General features: G+C 49.3%; 12 protein-coding genes. 10 read left to right on the plus strand and 2 right to left on the minus strand.

Features of this window, described 5'->3' with window-relative positions; genetic code table 11:
- Window positions 1–91 precede the first annotated feature (91 nt).
- Genes purM through purD form a run of 4 tightly spaced genes read left to right on the plus strand, consistent with a single transcriptional unit; the run spans window position 92 to window position 4,535 of the window.
- On the plus strand, window positions 92–1,132 hold the full coding sequence (gene purM, locus BGM27_RS14455; protein WP_007408901.1) for a phosphoribosylformylglycinamidine cyclo-ligase: 1,041 nt from the start codon (window positions 92–94) through the stop codon (window positions 1,130–1,132).
- Window positions 1,129–1,716, plus strand: coding sequence for a phosphoribosylglycinamide formyltransferase (purN, locus tag BGM27_RS14460; protein WP_007408902.1), 588 nt, complete (start codon window positions 1,129–1,131; stop codon window positions 1,714–1,716). Before purM ends, purN begins: the two co-directional genes overlap by 4 nt.
- Entirely contained in the window at window positions 1,713–3,251 is a 1,539-nt protein-coding gene (gene purH / locus BGM27_RS14465) for a bifunctional phosphoribosylaminoimidazolecarboxamide formyltransferase/IMP cyclohydrolase (protein WP_007408903.1), read from the plus strand. Before purN ends, purH begins: the two co-directional genes overlap by 4 nt.
- 15 nt (window positions 3,252–3,266) lie before the next feature.
- The gene (gene purD / locus BGM27_RS14470) at window positions 3,267–4,535 is read left to right on the plus strand and encodes a phosphoribosylamine--glycine ligase (protein ID WP_007408904.1); all 1,269 of its coding nucleotides are present in this window, start codon (window positions 3,267–3,269) and stop codon (window positions 4,533–4,535) included.
- Window positions 4,536–4,704: 169 nt separating this feature from the next.
- On the opposite strand, the gene BGM27_RS14475 is transcribed toward purD, so the two are convergent.
- Window positions 4,705–4,935, minus strand: coding sequence for a YgaP family membrane protein (locus BGM27_RS14475; protein WP_007408905.1), 231 nt, complete (start codon window positions 4,933–4,935; stop codon window positions 4,705–4,707).
- A 121-nt stretch (window positions 4,936–5,056) separates the two neighbouring features.
- On the opposite strand from BGM27_RS14475, the gene BGM27_RS14480 reads away from it, so the two are divergent.
- Genes BGM27_RS14480 through BGM27_RS14490 form a run of 3 tightly spaced genes read left to right on the plus strand, consistent with a single transcriptional unit; the run spans window position 5,057 to window position 8,133 of the window.
- Complete coding sequence (locus BGM27_RS14480; protein ID WP_020953926.1) at window positions 5,057–6,799, plus strand: adenine deaminase; 1,743 nt, start codon at window positions 5,057–5,059, stop codon at window positions 6,797–6,799.
- A 24-nt stretch (window positions 6,800–6,823) separates the two neighbouring features.
- Window positions 6,824–7,819 (plus strand): DUF3048 domain-containing protein, encoded by a 996-nt coding sequence (locus tag BGM27_RS14485; RefSeq protein WP_007408907.1) that lies wholly within the window; start codon window positions 6,824–6,826, stop codon window positions 7,817–7,819.
- Between the two features lie 2 nt (window positions 7,820–7,821).
- Window positions 7,822–8,133, plus strand: coding sequence for a YerC/YecD family TrpR-related protein (locus BGM27_RS14490; RefSeq protein ID WP_003155745.1), 312 nt, complete (start codon window positions 7,822–7,824; stop codon window positions 8,131–8,133).
- A gap of 34 nt (window positions 8,134–8,167) precedes the next feature.
- On the opposite strand, the gene BGM27_RS14495 is transcribed toward BGM27_RS14490, so the two are convergent.
- The gene (locus BGM27_RS14495; protein WP_007408908.1) at window positions 8,168–9,742 is read right to left on the minus strand and encodes an FMN-binding glutamate synthase family protein; all 1,575 of its coding nucleotides are present in this window, start codon (window positions 9,740–9,742) and stop codon (window positions 8,168–8,170) included.
- 195 nt (window positions 9,743–9,937) lie between these two features.
- Here BGM27_RS14495 and pcrB point away from each other — a divergent pair, with 195 nt between their 5' ends.
- The 3 genes from pcrB to ligA are packed head-to-tail and all read left to right on the plus strand — an operon-like array spanning window position 9,938 to window position 14,935.
- Window positions 9,938–10,627, plus strand: a complete 690-nt coding sequence (pcrB, locus tag BGM27_RS14500; protein WP_003155740.1) for a heptaprenylglyceryl phosphate synthase — start codon at window positions 9,938–9,940, stop codon at window positions 10,625–10,627.
- A gap of 57 nt (window positions 10,628–10,684) precedes the next feature.
- Entirely contained in the window at window positions 10,685–12,904 is a 2,220-nt protein-coding gene (pcrA, locus tag BGM27_RS14505; RefSeq protein ID WP_007408910.1) for a DNA helicase PcrA, read from the plus strand.
- 24 nt (window positions 12,905–12,928) lie between these two features.
- Window positions 12,929–14,935 (plus strand): NAD-dependent DNA ligase LigA, encoded by a 2,007-nt coding sequence (gene ligA / locus BGM27_RS14510; protein WP_007408911.1) that lies wholly within the window; start codon window positions 12,929–12,931, stop codon window positions 14,933–14,935.
- The last annotated feature ends 6 nt before the right edge of the window (window positions 14,936–14,941 follow it).

Below are 14,941 nucleotides of genomic sequence, written 5' to 3' on the forward strand. Positions count from 1 at the left end.
AATGTGAAAATGACATAAAGGCAGCGGGAATTCAGGCTGCCTTTCTCTTTCTGCCTTTTAAGGAGAAACGAATTGACAAGGAGTGATAGGGATGTCTGATGCTTATAAAAATGCCGGAGTTGACATCGAAGCCGGATATGAAGCCGTCAAACGAATGAAAAAACACGTGGAGCGCACGAAAAGGCTCGGCGTTATGGGAAGCCTGGGCGGTTTTGGCGGAATGTTTGATCTGTCAGAGCTTCCGTATCAAAAGCCTGTTTTAATTTCCGGAACAGACGGTGTCGGCACCAAGCTGAAACTCGCATTTTCCATGGATAAGCATGACACGATCGGCGTCGATGCGGTCGCGATGTGTGTAAATGATGTGCTTGCCCAAGGAGCGGAGCCGCTGTTTTTCCTTGATTATTTAGCGGTCGGCAAGGCCGATCCGGTAAAAATTGAGCAGATCGTTCAGGGCGTGGCGGACGGATGCGAGCAGTCAGGATCAGCGCTTATCGGCGGTGAGACGGCGGAAATGCCGGGGCTGTATACGGCTGATGAATACGATATTGCGGGCTTTTCAGTCGGCGTCGCGGAAAAAGACGAAATCGTCACCGGTGAACATATCGAAGAGGGGCATCTCTTAATCGGACTTACTTCAAGCGGCCTTCACAGCAACGGGTTTTCCCTTGTGAGAAAAGTGCTTCTTGATGACGGCGGACTTGATTTGGATACTGTCTATGAACCGTTTGCGCGTCCTCTCGGAGAAGAATTGCTGGACCCGACGAGAATATATGTGAAGCCGGTGCTCAAGGCGGTGAAAAGCGGTAAGGTGGACGGCATGGCGCATGTGACAGGCGGAGGATTCATCGAGAACATCCCGCGGATGCTGCCGGACGGATTGAGCGCGGAAATTGATCACGGATCATGGCCGATCCCGCCGATTTTTCCGTTTCTGCAGGAGCACGGCAAGCTGAAAGAAGAAGAAATGTTCAATGTCTTTAATATGGGCATCGGTTTTGTCCTTGCCGTTAAAGAAGAGGACTTGACAGAGGTTATCGACATGCTTGAAGCTCAGGGCGAGAAGGCTTATTTGATCGGCCGGGTCAAGCGGGGCGAAGGCATTTCTTTCGGCGGTGCGGCTCTTTCATGAAAAAGTTTGCGGTATTTGCTTCAGGAAACGGATCGAACTTCGAGGCCATTGCCAAACGCATGAGAGAAGAGAAGTGGGATGCGGAGCTCTCGCTTCTCGTAACGGATAAGCCTCAGGCAAAGGCGGTGGAAAGGGCGGAGGCTTTACACATTCCGTCATTCGCCTTTGAACCGTCATCTTTTGAAAACAAAGCGGCCTTTGAACGGGCCGTTATTGAACAGCTGCGCCTGCACGGGGCGGAATTAATCGTTCTCGCCGGCTATATGAGACTGATTGGAGATACGCTGCTTGAAGCATACGGGGGCCGCATTATTAATATACATCCCTCGCTTCTTCCGGCATTCCCTGGGATTGACGCTGTCGGACAGGCGTATCGGGCCGGTGTGAAAGTGGCGGGCATTACCGTTCATTACGTCGACGAAGGCATGGACACCGGACCGATTATCGCGCAAAAAGCATTCGAAATACAGGAAAACGATACGCTTGAAGACATAGAGCATACAATACACGAGCTTGAGCACAAATGGTATCCGAGCGTTGTGAAACAGCTGCTGGGACTAAATAACAGAGGTGAAAAGGCATGACAATCAAACGCGCACTAATCAGTGTTTCTGATAAAACAAATCTCGTACCTTTCGTAAAGGAACTGACAGAGCTCGGCGTCGAAGTCATTTCGACCGGAGGAACAAAAAAACTTCTTCAGGAAAACGGTGTGGATGTGATCGGCATTTCAGAAGTGACCGGATTTCCTGAAATTATGGACGGACGGTTAAAAACGCTCCATCCTAATATTCACGGCGGACTGCTTGCCGTAAGAGACAATGAAGAGCATATGGCGCAGATCAATGAGCATGGCATTGCCCCCATTGACCTTGTGGTCGTCAACCTTTACCCGTTTAAAGAAACGATTTCGAAAGAAGACGTAACATACGATGAAGCGATAGAAAACATTGATATCGGCGGACCCGGCATGCTGCGCGCCGCATCGAAAAACCATCAGGATGTGACGGTCATCACAGATCCGGCCGATTACAGCTCCGTGCTCAATGAGATTAAAGAACACGGCGGCGTTTCGCTTAAAAGAAAACGCGAGCTTGCGGCCAAAGTATTCCGCCATACCGCGGCATACGACGCATTAATCGCTGATTACTTAACACGCGAGGCCGGTGAGAAAGACCCTGAGCAATTCACCGTTACATTTGAGAAAAAACAATCGCTCCGCTATGGTGAAAACCCTCACCAAGAGGCTGTTTTCTATCAAAGCGCACTTCCCGTCTCCGGTTCCATCGCGGCGGCAAAACAGCTTCACGGCAAAGAGCTTTCTTACAACAATATTAAGGACGCAGATGCGGCCGTTCAAATCGTCCGGGAATTTACAGAACCCGCAGCTGTTGCCGTTAAACATATGAACCCGTGCGGAGTCGGTACGGGAGCTTCAATTGAGGAAGCATTCAATAAAGCGTATGAAGCTGATAAAACCTCCATTTTCGGCGGCATCATCGCGCTGAACCGTGAAGTTGATCAGGCAACGGCTGAAGCCCTTCACGGCATCTTTTTAGAAATCATTATCGCCCCTTCTTTCAGTGAAGAAGCGCTGAACGTACTGACGGCGAAGAAAAACCTTCGTCTGCTCACGCTTGAAGTGTCCGCATCAGGGAAGAAAGAAAAACAGCTGACATCCGTACAGGGCGGTCTTTTGATTCAAGATTTAGACGTCCATGGATTTGATGACGCCGACATCAGCATCCCGACAAAAAGAGAGCCGAGCGAGCAGGAATGGGAAGATTTGAAGCTGGCTTGGAAAGTCGTCAAACATGTGAAATCCAACGCGATCGTTCTTGCAAAAGACCATATGACGGTCGGTGTGGGAGCGGGACAGATGAATCGCGTCGGTTCAGCTAAAATCGCCATTGAGCAGGCCGGAGAAAAAGCAAAAGGCAGCGCGCTCGGATCAGACGCGTTTTTCCCGATGCCGGATACAGTCGAAGAAGCCGCAAAAGCGGGCGTCACGGCGATTATCCAGCCAGGCGGATCGGTCCGCGATGAAGATTCGATTAAAAAAGCGGATGAATACGGGATCGCCATGGTATTCACCGGCATCAGACATTTCAAACATTAAGAGGGGGAACGAAGCGTGAATGTATTGATTATCGGAAAAGGCGGCAGAGAGCATACATTGGCTTGGAAAGCGGCGCAAAGCCCGCTTGTTGACACGGTGTACGCCGCGCCCGGAAATGACGGTATGGCAGACTGCGCGACGCTGGTCAACATTGAAGAAAGCGATCATGCCGCACTCATTGCGTTTGCGAAAGAACATCGTGTCGGGCTGACGATTATCGGCCCCGAAGTTCCTCTGATTGAAGGGATAGCCGACGAGTTTGAAAAAGCCGGACTGCTTGTTTTCGGACCGTCTGAAAAAGCGGCAATCATTGAAGGGAGCAAACAGTTTGCCAAGGATTTAATGAAAAAATACGGCATTCCGACGGGGGAGTATGAGACGTTTACTTCATTTGAAGAGGCGAAAGCATATGTTGAGCAAAAAGGTGCTCCGATTGTCATTAAAGCGGACGGGCTTGCCGCCGGAAAAGGTGTCACGGTCGCGATGACGGAAGAAGAAGCGATTGAATGCCTGCACGATTTTCTTGAGGATGAGAAATTCGGGGAGGCGAGCGCATCTGTTGTCATTGAAGAGTTCCTCGCCGGCGAAGAATTTTCTTTAATGGCGTTTGTAAAAGGGGAGACCGTCTATCCGATGGTAATCGCTCAAGATCATAAACGCGCCTTCGATGGAGACAAAGGGCCGAATACGGGCGGAATGGGAGCCTACTCACCGGTGCCGCACATTTCCGATGATATCGTCAGAAGCGCAGTCGAAACGATTGTGAAGCCGGCGGCAAAAGCAATGGTCAAAGAGGGGCGCTCCTTCACGGGCGTGCTGTACGCGGGGCTGATTCTGACGGAAAACGGATCAAAAGTCATTGAATTCAACGCGCGCTTCGGAGATCCGGAAACACAGGTTGTCGTGCCGAGAATGGAATCCGACCTCATTCAGGTGCTCTTAGATCTTCTGCATGAGAAGGATGTTGACCTAAGGTGGAAGGATACGGCCGCCGTCAGCGTTGTGCTGGCTTCCGAAGGCTATCCGGAAGGCTATGCGAAAGGCACTCCGATCGGCAGTTTGACGTCCGCTGAAGACGGGATCGCTGTTTTTCATGCCGGAACGAAAAAAGACGGCGGACAATTTGTTACAAACGGCGGCCGGGTCGCCAATGTCACGGCATTTGCTGAGACATTTGAAGCGGCGAGAGATAAAGTGTACAGCGCCGTTTCAGGGCTGACAAAACCCGGACTGTTTTACAGAAGCGACATCGGCGCCCGTGCGCTGAAAGCATCGCAGCGATAAAGAGGAAAACCCCGCGTCATATCAGATGCGGGTTTTCTTCTGAAAAGACGACTAAGACTGTCGGCTTGCCGTGTGACACGCAGTCATCGATGAAGTCCTCCGGCGTATAGACGGATTCTTCTTAGACTCGCGGGACAGAAGAAATTAAATAACAAGCCGAAACGGCTTGTTATTTTTCTTGCTGATGGCTGTCATCCTGATTCATTCCGGTTTGGAACATATATGTCGCCGGACAGAAGCGGAGGATGCCGGACGCCGCTTTCATCGCACCCATCATCATACAGAAGAGATGCATCTTGTACCAAGGTTTTCTCGTGTATTTCGCTGACGCAGCAGACAAAATGGTGAGGCCGCAAGTGATGCGCATAACGGCATTTAATAAACTGATATTCGGTTTCATCATTTCAGCTCCCTTAGAAAAAGTTTTTCATTCATCTTCAATAATTTGTAACGTTTTAGCCGTGCGATAATTGTGCGGATGTGATACGATGGGTCTAATATAAGCGAAGGAGAGTATGTGAATGTCCGAACGTACCTTTAACTGGAAAAATAAAGACATCAGATCACAGGCGGATGTTGTAGACTCAAAGCTGCTTCCAACGCTACTTTTACGGGATGCTCTCGTATTAAATCCTTTTTTAAAACAATGGCTGAAAAAGAATGTCTGGATTTACGGAGACCGAATTGTATATGTTGGTGATGAGCTTCCTGATGCAGCAGAGCACATTCATACCATAAATTGTGAAGGAAAATACATTGTGCCAGGTTACATTGAACCGCATACACATCCTTTTCAAATATATAATCCCCAAACGCTCGCCGAATATGTGTCTCAATTCGGAACAACGACGTTTGTTAATGATAACTTGTTTTTTCTTTTGCACAGCGGTAAAAAGAAAGCGCTTACTATATTGGAGGAACTGAAAAAACAGCCGGTGCAATATTTCTGGTGGTCCAGATATGATCTGCAGACTGAAGTGCTGAATGAGGATCAGCTTCTTTCTTTTGATGTCCGCAAGCAATGGATTGAGCACCCGGATGTCATTCAAGGCGGAGAATTGACCGGATGGCCGCGCCTCATGGACGGCGATGACTTGATGCTTCATTGCATGCAGGCGACAAAAAAACTGCGCAAGCGGATAGAAGGGCATTTTCCCGGAGCCTCTGAAAAAACACTGACGAAGATGAAACTGTTCGGAGCTGATTCCGACCACGAGGCGATGAATGGCGACGAGGTGATGAGACGGCTTGAATTGGGCTACTATGTTTCGCTCAGACATTCATCCATCCGCCCTGATTTGAGAACGATTTTGCAGGATCTTCATCAAAAAGGCTTCCGGCATTATGATCATTTCTTCTACACGACGGATGGAGCGACGCCGAATTTTTATAAAGGCGGCATGACGAATGAATTAATCAAAATCGCTTTGGAGGAAGGGGTTCCGGCGATTGACGCCTACAATATGGCCTCCTTTAATATCGCGAAATATTATCAGATGGATGACTTTCTCGGTGTGATCGGTCCGGGCCGGCTTGCTTCATTGAATATTCTTGATGACCCGATGAATCCGGACCCGGTCACGGTGATCTCCAAAGGCATCCTGCTGAGGGAAGACGGCCGAAATATGAATGCGTTTACAGAAACGGATTGGAAAAAGGGCGGTCTTGTCCCTCTTGAGCTTTCATATGATATGACGATGGATGATTTACAGTTTTCAATGCCGATGGGTGTGATAATGCGCAACGCGGTCATTATGGAGCCGTATATGATTGCGATTGATAATTCTGTTGACCAGCTTTCTTTTGATCATGATGAATGCTATCTCACGCTTCTCGATAAGCATGGAAAATGGCGGGTCAATACAATGCTGAAAGGTTTTGCCGATCGGGTGCAGGGTTTTGTCAGTTCCTACACGACAACCGGAGATATTATCGCTGCCGGAAAAAATAAGGAAGATATCCTGCTCGCTTTCTCACGGATGAAAGAAATCGGCGGCGGAATCGTGCTTGCCGAAAACGGGAAGATTCTTCATGAGATTCCCCTCGCCTTAAACGGTTCTGCATCTGCGGAGAAGTATGAAGAAGTGCTTGAGAAAGAGCAAAAACTGAGGATGTTGCTGGAGGAGCGGGGCTACCGATTCTGCGATCCGATCTATACGCTGCTCTTTTTGCAGAGCACACACCTGCCTTATATCCGCATTACGCCGAGAGGAATATTCGACGTGATGAAAAAAACTGTACTCTTTCCATCGATAATGCGTTAAAATATAAAAGCAGGGAGCCGACATATGAAAAGATGGAAAACCGTTTGTATGCTTTGTTTTGCGTTTTTGCTGCTTGCCGCCTGCCGGCAGAACAATGCCGATCAGGTGCAGCCGAAAGAAGCGGAAGCTCCTTTAACGGGGCTGAAAACTGAGCAGAAGCTTGCAGAACGCCGTCCGATTGCAGTCGCAGTGAACAATCATCCGAAGGCGAGGCCCCAATCCGGGCTGTCAAAGGCGGATGTTGTCATCGAAGCGCTCGCGGAGGGCCGGATTACGCGGTTTCTCGCGATTTTTCAAAGTGAGATGCCGGAAACGGTCGGGCCTGTGCGGAGCGCGAGGGAATATTTTGTCACGCTCAGCAGCGGGTTTAACAGCATATTTGTCCATCATGGCTGGAGTCCCGGCGCAAAAAAGCAGCTGAAGTCCGGAGCTTACGATTATATAAACGGTTTGGATTTTGACGGAAGCCTGTTTTGGAGAGCCGATTTCAGCAAGCCGCCCCACAATTCCTACACGTCGTATGACAATATCAGGAAGGCGGCGGAACAAAAAGGATACAAGCTGAACGGAAAAACAGAACCGCTCCCATTTCAGACATCAGATGCAAAACCAGGAAATGAAACCTACAATATTCGGATAGATTATGGAACACAAAACATTACAAATCTTGTCGAATACGATTATGATAAAAAAGCTGATGCTTATACAAGAAGCTCTGATGGTGTGAAAGCGACAGACCGGGAGACCGGAAAGCCTTTAGCCATGCACAACATTTTTATTGTTGAAGCCGGCCATCGCATGACAGACAAAGATGGAAGGCGAGCCATCGATATTCAGTCAGGGGGGAAGGGCCTCCTGCTTCAGCACGGCGATGTTATGGAGTCAGACTGGGAATATAAAGACGGCCGTATTCTGCCCGTAAAAGGCGGTGAGATTCTTCCGTTTGTGCCAGGAAAGACATGGATTAATATCGTGCCTGATCTCGATGCAGCTTCCATTAGTAAAGGAGAAGGTGTTTGACGATGCAAATCGATAAATTACGCGGAAAAGAACTGGACCAGTTATTTTTATCTATTTTATCGCTGAAAGATCTGGAGGAATGCTATCGTTTCTTTGACGATCTTTGTACGATTAATGAAATCCAATCGCTGGCGCAGCGTTTGGAAGTGGCGAGAATGCTCCGCGAAGGGAATACGTATCACAAAATTGAAAGCGAAACGGGTGCTTCCACAGCGACGATTTCCCGGGTGAAGCGCTGCTTAAATTATGGTAACGACGCCTATGAAATGGCGCTTGACCGCGTAAACAAAGGAGAATCCTCCTCAGCTACGTAAAAAACCGCTCTGCCGATGACGGCAGGCGGTTTTTTTATGCGTGCTGATTCAAAAGGCCGGGAAGTTCCCTCAGGCTTCCGTCTTCCTCCCGGTATACGATGTGTTCAGCTGAGAAATGAATCGGTGAGCTGATGCCCGCCGCCGCGGCGAGGTGAAACAGCCCTTCACGCAACGAGAGCACGTAGTTGCAGACGCGGTGCTGTTTATCTTCGATACTGAGCGCGCGCTGAAGTTTTGGATCGGTTGTCGCCACTCCGACAGGACAATGATTGGTGTGGCATACTTGAGCGCGAATACAGCCGACTGAAAACATCATTCCCCGGGCAATATTGACAAAATCCGCGCCTAACGCGAGGGCAACGGCAATCTTATCCGGAGTGAGCAGCTTTCCGGATGCGAAAATTTTCAGCTTATCTCTTATCCCGTATGTCTTCAAAAGACCGTCAACAAGGGGAAGGCCGGTCAGAATCGGCAGGCCGACGGAATCCGCCAGCTCATGGAAAGAAGCTCCCGTTCCCCCTTCACTGCCGTCAATCGTAATAAAGTCGGGAAGTTTGCCTGATGAACTCATACAGGAAATAAGGTCTTCAAGGTCTTTGCGGCTGCCCGGGACAATTTTGATACCGACCGGTTTTTCGCCGACAGTCCTTAATTTCTCAATGAAATCAAGCATGTCCGGAACATTTGAGAACTCGTTGAAGCGGTTTGGGCTGTCAATGGATTGTCCGGGCTGCACATTTCTGATGGCGGCAATTTCTTCGGTTACCTTTGAACCGTCAATATGCCCGCCTCTTGCTTTCGCCCCTTGTGCAAGCTTTAATTCAAAGGCTTTAATCTGCTCGAGGCGGCTTTTTTTCTTGAATTCTTCCCACGAAAATTCTCCATCTTCGGTGCGGACGCCGAACAGCCCGGGGCCGATTTGGCAGATAATATCCGCGCCGCCTTTCAGGTGATACTCAGACAGGCCGCCTTCGCCTGTATTCATCCATGTGCCGCCGGCCTGGTGCAGCCCTTTTGACAGGGCGGTGATTGCCCTGTCGCCAAGTGAGCCGTAGCTCATCGCTGATTGTCCGATTAACCCTTTCACATAAAACGGCTTCTTGCATGTGTCGCGGCCGATCACTTGCACATCGTCCGGATGCAGGTAATAAGGGTCCGCTTTTGCTTTTTCGCGGTGTTCGCTGCGTTTCAGCAGGTTGTCTTTGTCAATCTTGTATACCATCGTGTCGATCTTCGGCGTCTGATCTGCGCGCAGCTCCTCCCTTTGTTTCGGGAAGAGGGCGTTACGGATATAATAGCCCGGCTGATCGAAATCCCGTTCTGAGCCGAAGCCCATCATTCTGCTCTTATACTTTCCGGACATGACCGTCTGTTCATATTCTCTCCGGGAAAACGGCTGTTCTTCGTTATCATTGCTGAATAAATACTGCCGCAGCTCAGGTCCGATTTTTTCAAATATATAGCGCAGTTTTCCCGCTGCGGGATAATTGCGCAGCACTGAATGTTCTTCCTGCTTTTCGTCTCTTATGTATATCCAGAGAAACAATGCGGCGGGAACTAAAATAATAAAAATCAATATACAAATCAGTACGATAATGGCTTGTTCCATTGAGATCAGACTCCTTGTCTTTTTTCTCTTTGACATTCCACATATTGTCTGTTTTCAAACATAGCCGTTTCCCGTCCGGCGGAGCGCAATCTTTTTTTGTGAATCAGGTGAATGACGTCTTTTTCCGTTTTTCCGGGCCAAACGAATTTGTTATAATGTTTAAATGGCAAGAAACGAATGGAGGAACGAAAACGCATGTACGATGTTAACGAGTGGAAGCATGTTTTTAAACTCGATCCGAATAAAGATTTACCGGATGAACAGCTGGAACGGCTTTGTGAATCAGGGACTGACGCCATTGTGATCGGAGGAAGCGACAATATCACCGAGGACAATGTGCTGAGACTGATGTCAAAGGTGCGGCGGTTTTTAGTGCCGTGCGTACTTGAGGTGTCGACGATTGATTCCATTGTGCCCGGGTTTGATCTTTATTTCATTCCGAGTGTGCTCAACAGCAAAAAGGCGGACTGGATTGTCGGCATGCATCATCAGGCGATGAAAGAATACGGAGAGCTCATGTCAATGGAGGAAATCGTGACGGAGGGCTACTGCATCGTCAACCCTGATTGTAAGGCGGCCGCTTTGACGGAGGCGGATACACATATAGAAACAGAAGATATTCTCGCCTATGCGCGGGTCGCGGAACATTTGCTTCATCTCCCGATTTTTTATCTGGAATACAGCGGGATGCTGGCGGACATAGAAACGGTGGAGAAAACGAAGGCTGTGCTGGACAAGTCCGTCCTGTTTTACGGAGGCGGCATTAAAGACGCGGAAACGGCGGAACGGTTCGGCCGTCATGCCGATGTCATCGTTGTCGGAAATGCCGTATATGAAGATTTTGATCAGGCGCTTAAAACGGTGGCGGCTGTAAAGACAAAGTAGCCAAGCGGACGAAATTGATTTATGATAGAACATATGTTTGATAGGCGGTGAACGGATATGAATTACATTAGCAATCAATTATTAAGCGGATTAAATCCCGTTCAGCAGGAAGCGGTCAAGACGACGGACGGTCCGCTGCTTCTGATGGCGGGCGCGGGAAGCGGAAAAACACGTGTGCTGACGCACAGAATCGCATACTTAATGGCGGAAAAACACGTGGCGCCATGGAACATTCTGGCGATTACATTTACAAATAAAGCCGCCAGAGAAATGAAGGAGCGGGTAGAGAGCATTCTCGGACCCGGCGCGGATGAAATCTGGATATCCACCTTCCACAGCATGTGCGTGCGGATTCTGCGCAGGGACATTGACAGAATCGGCATCAACCGAAATTTCTCCATTCTTGATACGGCTGATCAGCTTTCCGTTATTAAAGGGATTCTGAAAGAGCGGAATATCGATCCGAAAAAGTTTGATCCGAGAAGTATTTTAGGGTCCATCAGCAGCGCAAAAAACGAGCTGATCGAACCTGAGGAATTCGCAAAAACGGCCGGCGGCTACTACGATCAGGTCACGAGTGACGTGTATACCGATTATCAGAAAAAACTGCTGAAAAACCAATCGCTCGATTTTGATGATTTAATCATGACGACGATTAAGCTTTTCGAGCGTGTGCCGGAAGTGCTTGAGTTTTATCAGCGCAAATTCCAGTACATTCACGTAGACGAGTATCAGGATACGAACAGGGCACAATACCTGCTTGTGAAGCAGCTTGCGGCCCGTCTTGAAAATATCTGCGTCGTCGGTGACTCCGACCAGTCCATTTACAGATGGCGCGGGGCGGATATCGCGAATATCCTTTCCTTTGAAAAAGATTATCCGAGCGCAAACGTGATTTTGCTCGAGCAAAACTACCGCTCAACAAAGCGGATTCTGCAGGCGGCTAACGAAGTGATCAAAAACAACTCAAACCGCAAGCCGAAAAACCTGTGGACGGAAAATGACGAAGGCATCAAGCTTTCTTATTACAGCGGCGACAATGAATTCGGCGAAGGCCAATTCGTCGCGGGCAAAATTTATGAGCTGCACAGCTCGGGCCGGCGGAAGCTTTCCGATATCGCGATTTTATACCGGACAAACGCCCAGTCGCGCGTCATTGAGGAAACCCTTTTAAAATCCGGACTGAACTACAATATCGTCGGCGGAACCAAGTTCTACGACAGGAAAGAAATTAAAGACATTCTCGCATACCTGCGCCTTGTGTCAAACCCGGACGACGACATCAGTTTTACGCGGATCGTCAATGTGCCGAAGCGGGGCGTCGGCGCAACTTCGCTAGAAAAAATCGCTTCATATGCGGCGATGAACGGAATGTCAATGTTCCAGGCGATCAAACAGGTTGATTTCATCGGCGTCAGCGCGAAAGCGGCAAACGCGCTTGACGGCTTTGGCGCGATGATTGAAAATCTGACGAACATGCAGGATTACCTGTCCATTACGGAACTCACGGAAGAAATTCTCGAGAAAACGGAATACAGAGAAATGCTGAAGGCCGAAAAATCAATCGAAGCCCAAAGCCGCCTTGAAAATATCGACGAGTTTCTTTCCGTGACGAAAAACTTCGAACAAAAAAGCGAAGACAAGTCTCTCGTCGCGTTTCTGACTGATTTGGCGCTGATTGCGGATATTGACCAGCTCGACCAGAAGGAAGAGGAATCAGGCGGAAAGGATGCCGTCACTTTAATGACACTGCACGCCGCTAAGGGGCTTGAATTTCCTGTCGTGTTCTTAATGGGCATGGAAGAAGGCGTGTTCCCGCACAGCCGCTCCCTGATGGAAGAAGCCGAGATGGAAGAAGAACGCAGGCTCGCATATGTAGGCATTACGAGGGCGGAAGAAGAACTGTATTTAACGAATGCCAAAATGCGCACCTTATTCGGCCGCACCAATATGAATCCGGAATCCCGCTTTATCAGGGAAATACCTGGCGATTTATTGGAGAACCTAAATGAGAAGAAAACACCCCGCATGCAGCCGGGAAGAAAAGTGCAGCCAAAACGCGGGCCCGTATCCCGTCCCGTTTCCTATGCGAACAAAACAGGCGGCGACTCGCTCAGCTGGGCGGTCGGCGATAAAGCGGGCCATAAAAAATGGGGCACCGGAACGGTTGTCAGCGTAAAAGGAGAAGGCGAAAGCACCGAGCTTGATATCGCATTCCCGAGCCCAGTCGGCGTGAAGCGTCTGCTTGCCGCTTTTGCGCCGATTGAAAAGCAGTAACCTGAAGAGGAAAGGAAGAACATGATGGACAAAGAAACAGCGAAATACCGGGCAGAAGAATTGCGCCGCACCATCGATCAGTACAGTTATGAATATTACACCTTAGATGAACCGAGCGTGCCGGATTCCGAGTACGACAGACTGATGCAGGAGCTGATTGCCATAGAGGAAGAGCACCCGGAACTCAGAACGCCTGATTCGCCCACACAGCGGGTCGGGGGAGCGGTGCTTGAATCGTTTCAAAAGGTGCAGCACGGCACGCCGATGCTCAGTCTCGGCAACGCATTTAACGATGATGATCTCCGCGATTTTGACCGCCGCGTCCGTCAGGCTGTCGGTGACGGCGTCGCTTATAATGTGGAGCTGAAAATAGACGGTCTTGCTGTTTCTCTCCGTTATGAAGACGGCTATTTCGTCAGAGGCGCGACAAGAGGAGACGGAACGACGGGCGAAGATATCACGGAAAACTTAAAAACGATCCGCAACATTCCGCTGAAAATGAAACGGAATCTTTCCATAGAAGTGCGCGGAGAGGCGTACATGCCGAAACAGTCATTTGAAGCGCTCAATGAAGAACGGCTGAAACATGAAGAGGAGCCGTTCGCCAATCCCCGGAACGCGGCTGCGGGCTCACTCAGACAGCTCGATCCGAAAATTGCAGCGAAACGAAATCTTGACATCTTCGTCTACAGTATAGCGGAGCTTGACGAGATGGGTGTGGAAACACAGAGTCAGGGCCTGGATTTTCTGGATGAGCTCGGTTTTAAAACAAACCAGGAACGGAAAAAATGCGCCACGATAGATGAAGTCATTGAAATGATCGAAGAGCTGCAGGCGAAGCGGGCCGATCTCCCGTATGAAATTGACGGGATCGTCATCAAAGTCGACTCGCTCGACCAGCAGGAAGAGCTCGGGTATACGGCAAAAAGCCCGCGCTGGGCGATTGCTTATAAATTCCCGGCGGAAGAGGTCGTGACAAAACTGCTCGATATCGAACTGAATGTCGGAAGAACGGGCGTTATTACGCCGACCGCCGTTCTGGAACCGGTAAAAGTAGCGGGAACGACGGTCTCAAGAGCATCCCTTCATAACGAAGATTTAATTAAAGAGAAGGATATCCGCATTCTCGATAAAGTGGTCGTCAAAAAAGCGGGCGACATCATCCCTGAGGTCGTCAATGTCTTAATCGAACAGCGGACCGGGGAAGAAAAAGAATTCAATATGCCGACCAGCTGCCCTGAGTGCGAAAGCGAACTTGTCCGCATTGAAGGAGAAGTCGCGCTGCGCTGCATCAATCCGGAATGTCCGGCGCAGATCAGAGAAGGCCTGATTCACTTTGTCTCACGCAACGCGATGAATATTGACGGACTCGGAGAACGTGTCATCACACAGCTTTTCCGTGAACATCTCGTCCGTAATGTCGCTGATTTGTATAAGCTGACGAAAGAGCAGGTCATCCGGCTCGAGCGGATGGGGGAAAAATCAACTGACAATCTGATCAGCTCCATCCAAAAGTCGAAAGAAAATTCGCTGGAACGCCTGCTGTTCGGTCTCGGCATCCGTTTTATCGGCTCAAAAGCGGCCAAAACACTCGCCATGCATTTTGAAAGCCTGGAAAATCTGAAACAAGCCACGGAAGAAGAGCTGCTTGCGGTGGATGAAATCGGCGAAAAGATGGCCGATGCCGTTATCACCTATTTCCGCAAAGAAGAAATGCTTGAGCTATTGAATGAACTTGAGGAACTCGGTGTGAACACACTCTACAAAGGCCCGAAAAAAGTAAAAGCGGAGGACAGCGACTCTTATTTTGCCGGCAAAACCATCGTGTTGACCGGAAAGCTTGAAGAGCTGTCCAGAAATGAAGCCAAGGCGCAGATTGAAGCGCTCGGCGGAAAGCTGACGGGATCTGTCAGCAAAAAAACAGACTTGCTGATTGCCGGAGAAGCGGCCGGAAGCAAGCTGACAAAAGCGCAGGAATTAAACATTGAAGTATGGAATGAAGCACAGCTATTGGGAGAGCTAAAGAAATAAGAGGAG

This window comes from Bacillus sp. FJAT-27001 (genome assembly GCF_019039175.1).
In the GTDB taxonomy this organism is placed as follows: Bacteria; Bacillota; Bacilli; order Bacillales; family Bacillaceae; genus Bacillus; species Bacillus velezensis.

What these genes read in the sequence shown, in the direction of transcription:
- purM (WP_007408901.1), top strand. Translation starts at nt 92, where the DNA reads ATGTCTGATGCTTATAAAAATGCCGGAGTTGACATCGAAGCCGGATAT.
- purN (WP_007408902.1), top strand. Translation starts at nt 1,129, where the DNA reads ATGAAAAAGTTTGCGGTATTTGCTTCAGGAAACGGATCGAACTTCGAG.
- purH (WP_007408903.1), top strand. Translation starts at nt 1,713, where the DNA reads ATGACAATCAAACGCGCACTAATCAGTGTTTCTGATAAAACAAATCTC.
- BGM27_RS14475 (WP_007408905.1), bottom strand. Translation starts at nt 4,935, where the DNA reads ATGAAACCGAATATCAGTTTATTAAATGCCGTTATGCGCATCACTTGC.
- BGM27_RS14480 (WP_020953926.1), top strand. Translation starts at nt 5,057, where the DNA reads ATGTCCGAACGTACCTTTAACTGGAAAAATAAAGACATCAGATCACAG.
- BGM27_RS14485 (WP_007408907.1), top strand. Translation starts at nt 6,824, where the DNA reads ATGAAAAGATGGAAAACCGTTTGTATGCTTTGTTTTGCGTTTTTGCTG.
- BGM27_RS14490 (WP_003155745.1), top strand. Translation starts at nt 7,822, where the DNA reads ATGCAAATCGATAAATTACGCGGAAAAGAACTGGACCAGTTATTTTTA.
- BGM27_RS14495 (WP_007408908.1), bottom strand. Translation starts at nt 9,742, where the DNA reads ATGGAACAAGCCATTATCGTACTGATTTGTATATTGATTTTTATTATT.
- pcrB (WP_003155740.1), top strand. Translation starts at nt 9,938, where the DNA reads ATGTACGATGTTAACGAGTGGAAGCATGTTTTTAAACTCGATCCGAAT.
- pcrA (WP_007408910.1), top strand. Translation starts at nt 10,685, where the DNA reads ATGAATTACATTAGCAATCAATTATTAAGCGGATTAAATCCCGTTCAG.
- ligA (WP_007408911.1), top strand. Translation starts at nt 12,929, where the DNA reads ATGGACAAAGAAACAGCGAAATACCGGGCAGAAGAATTGCGCCGCACC.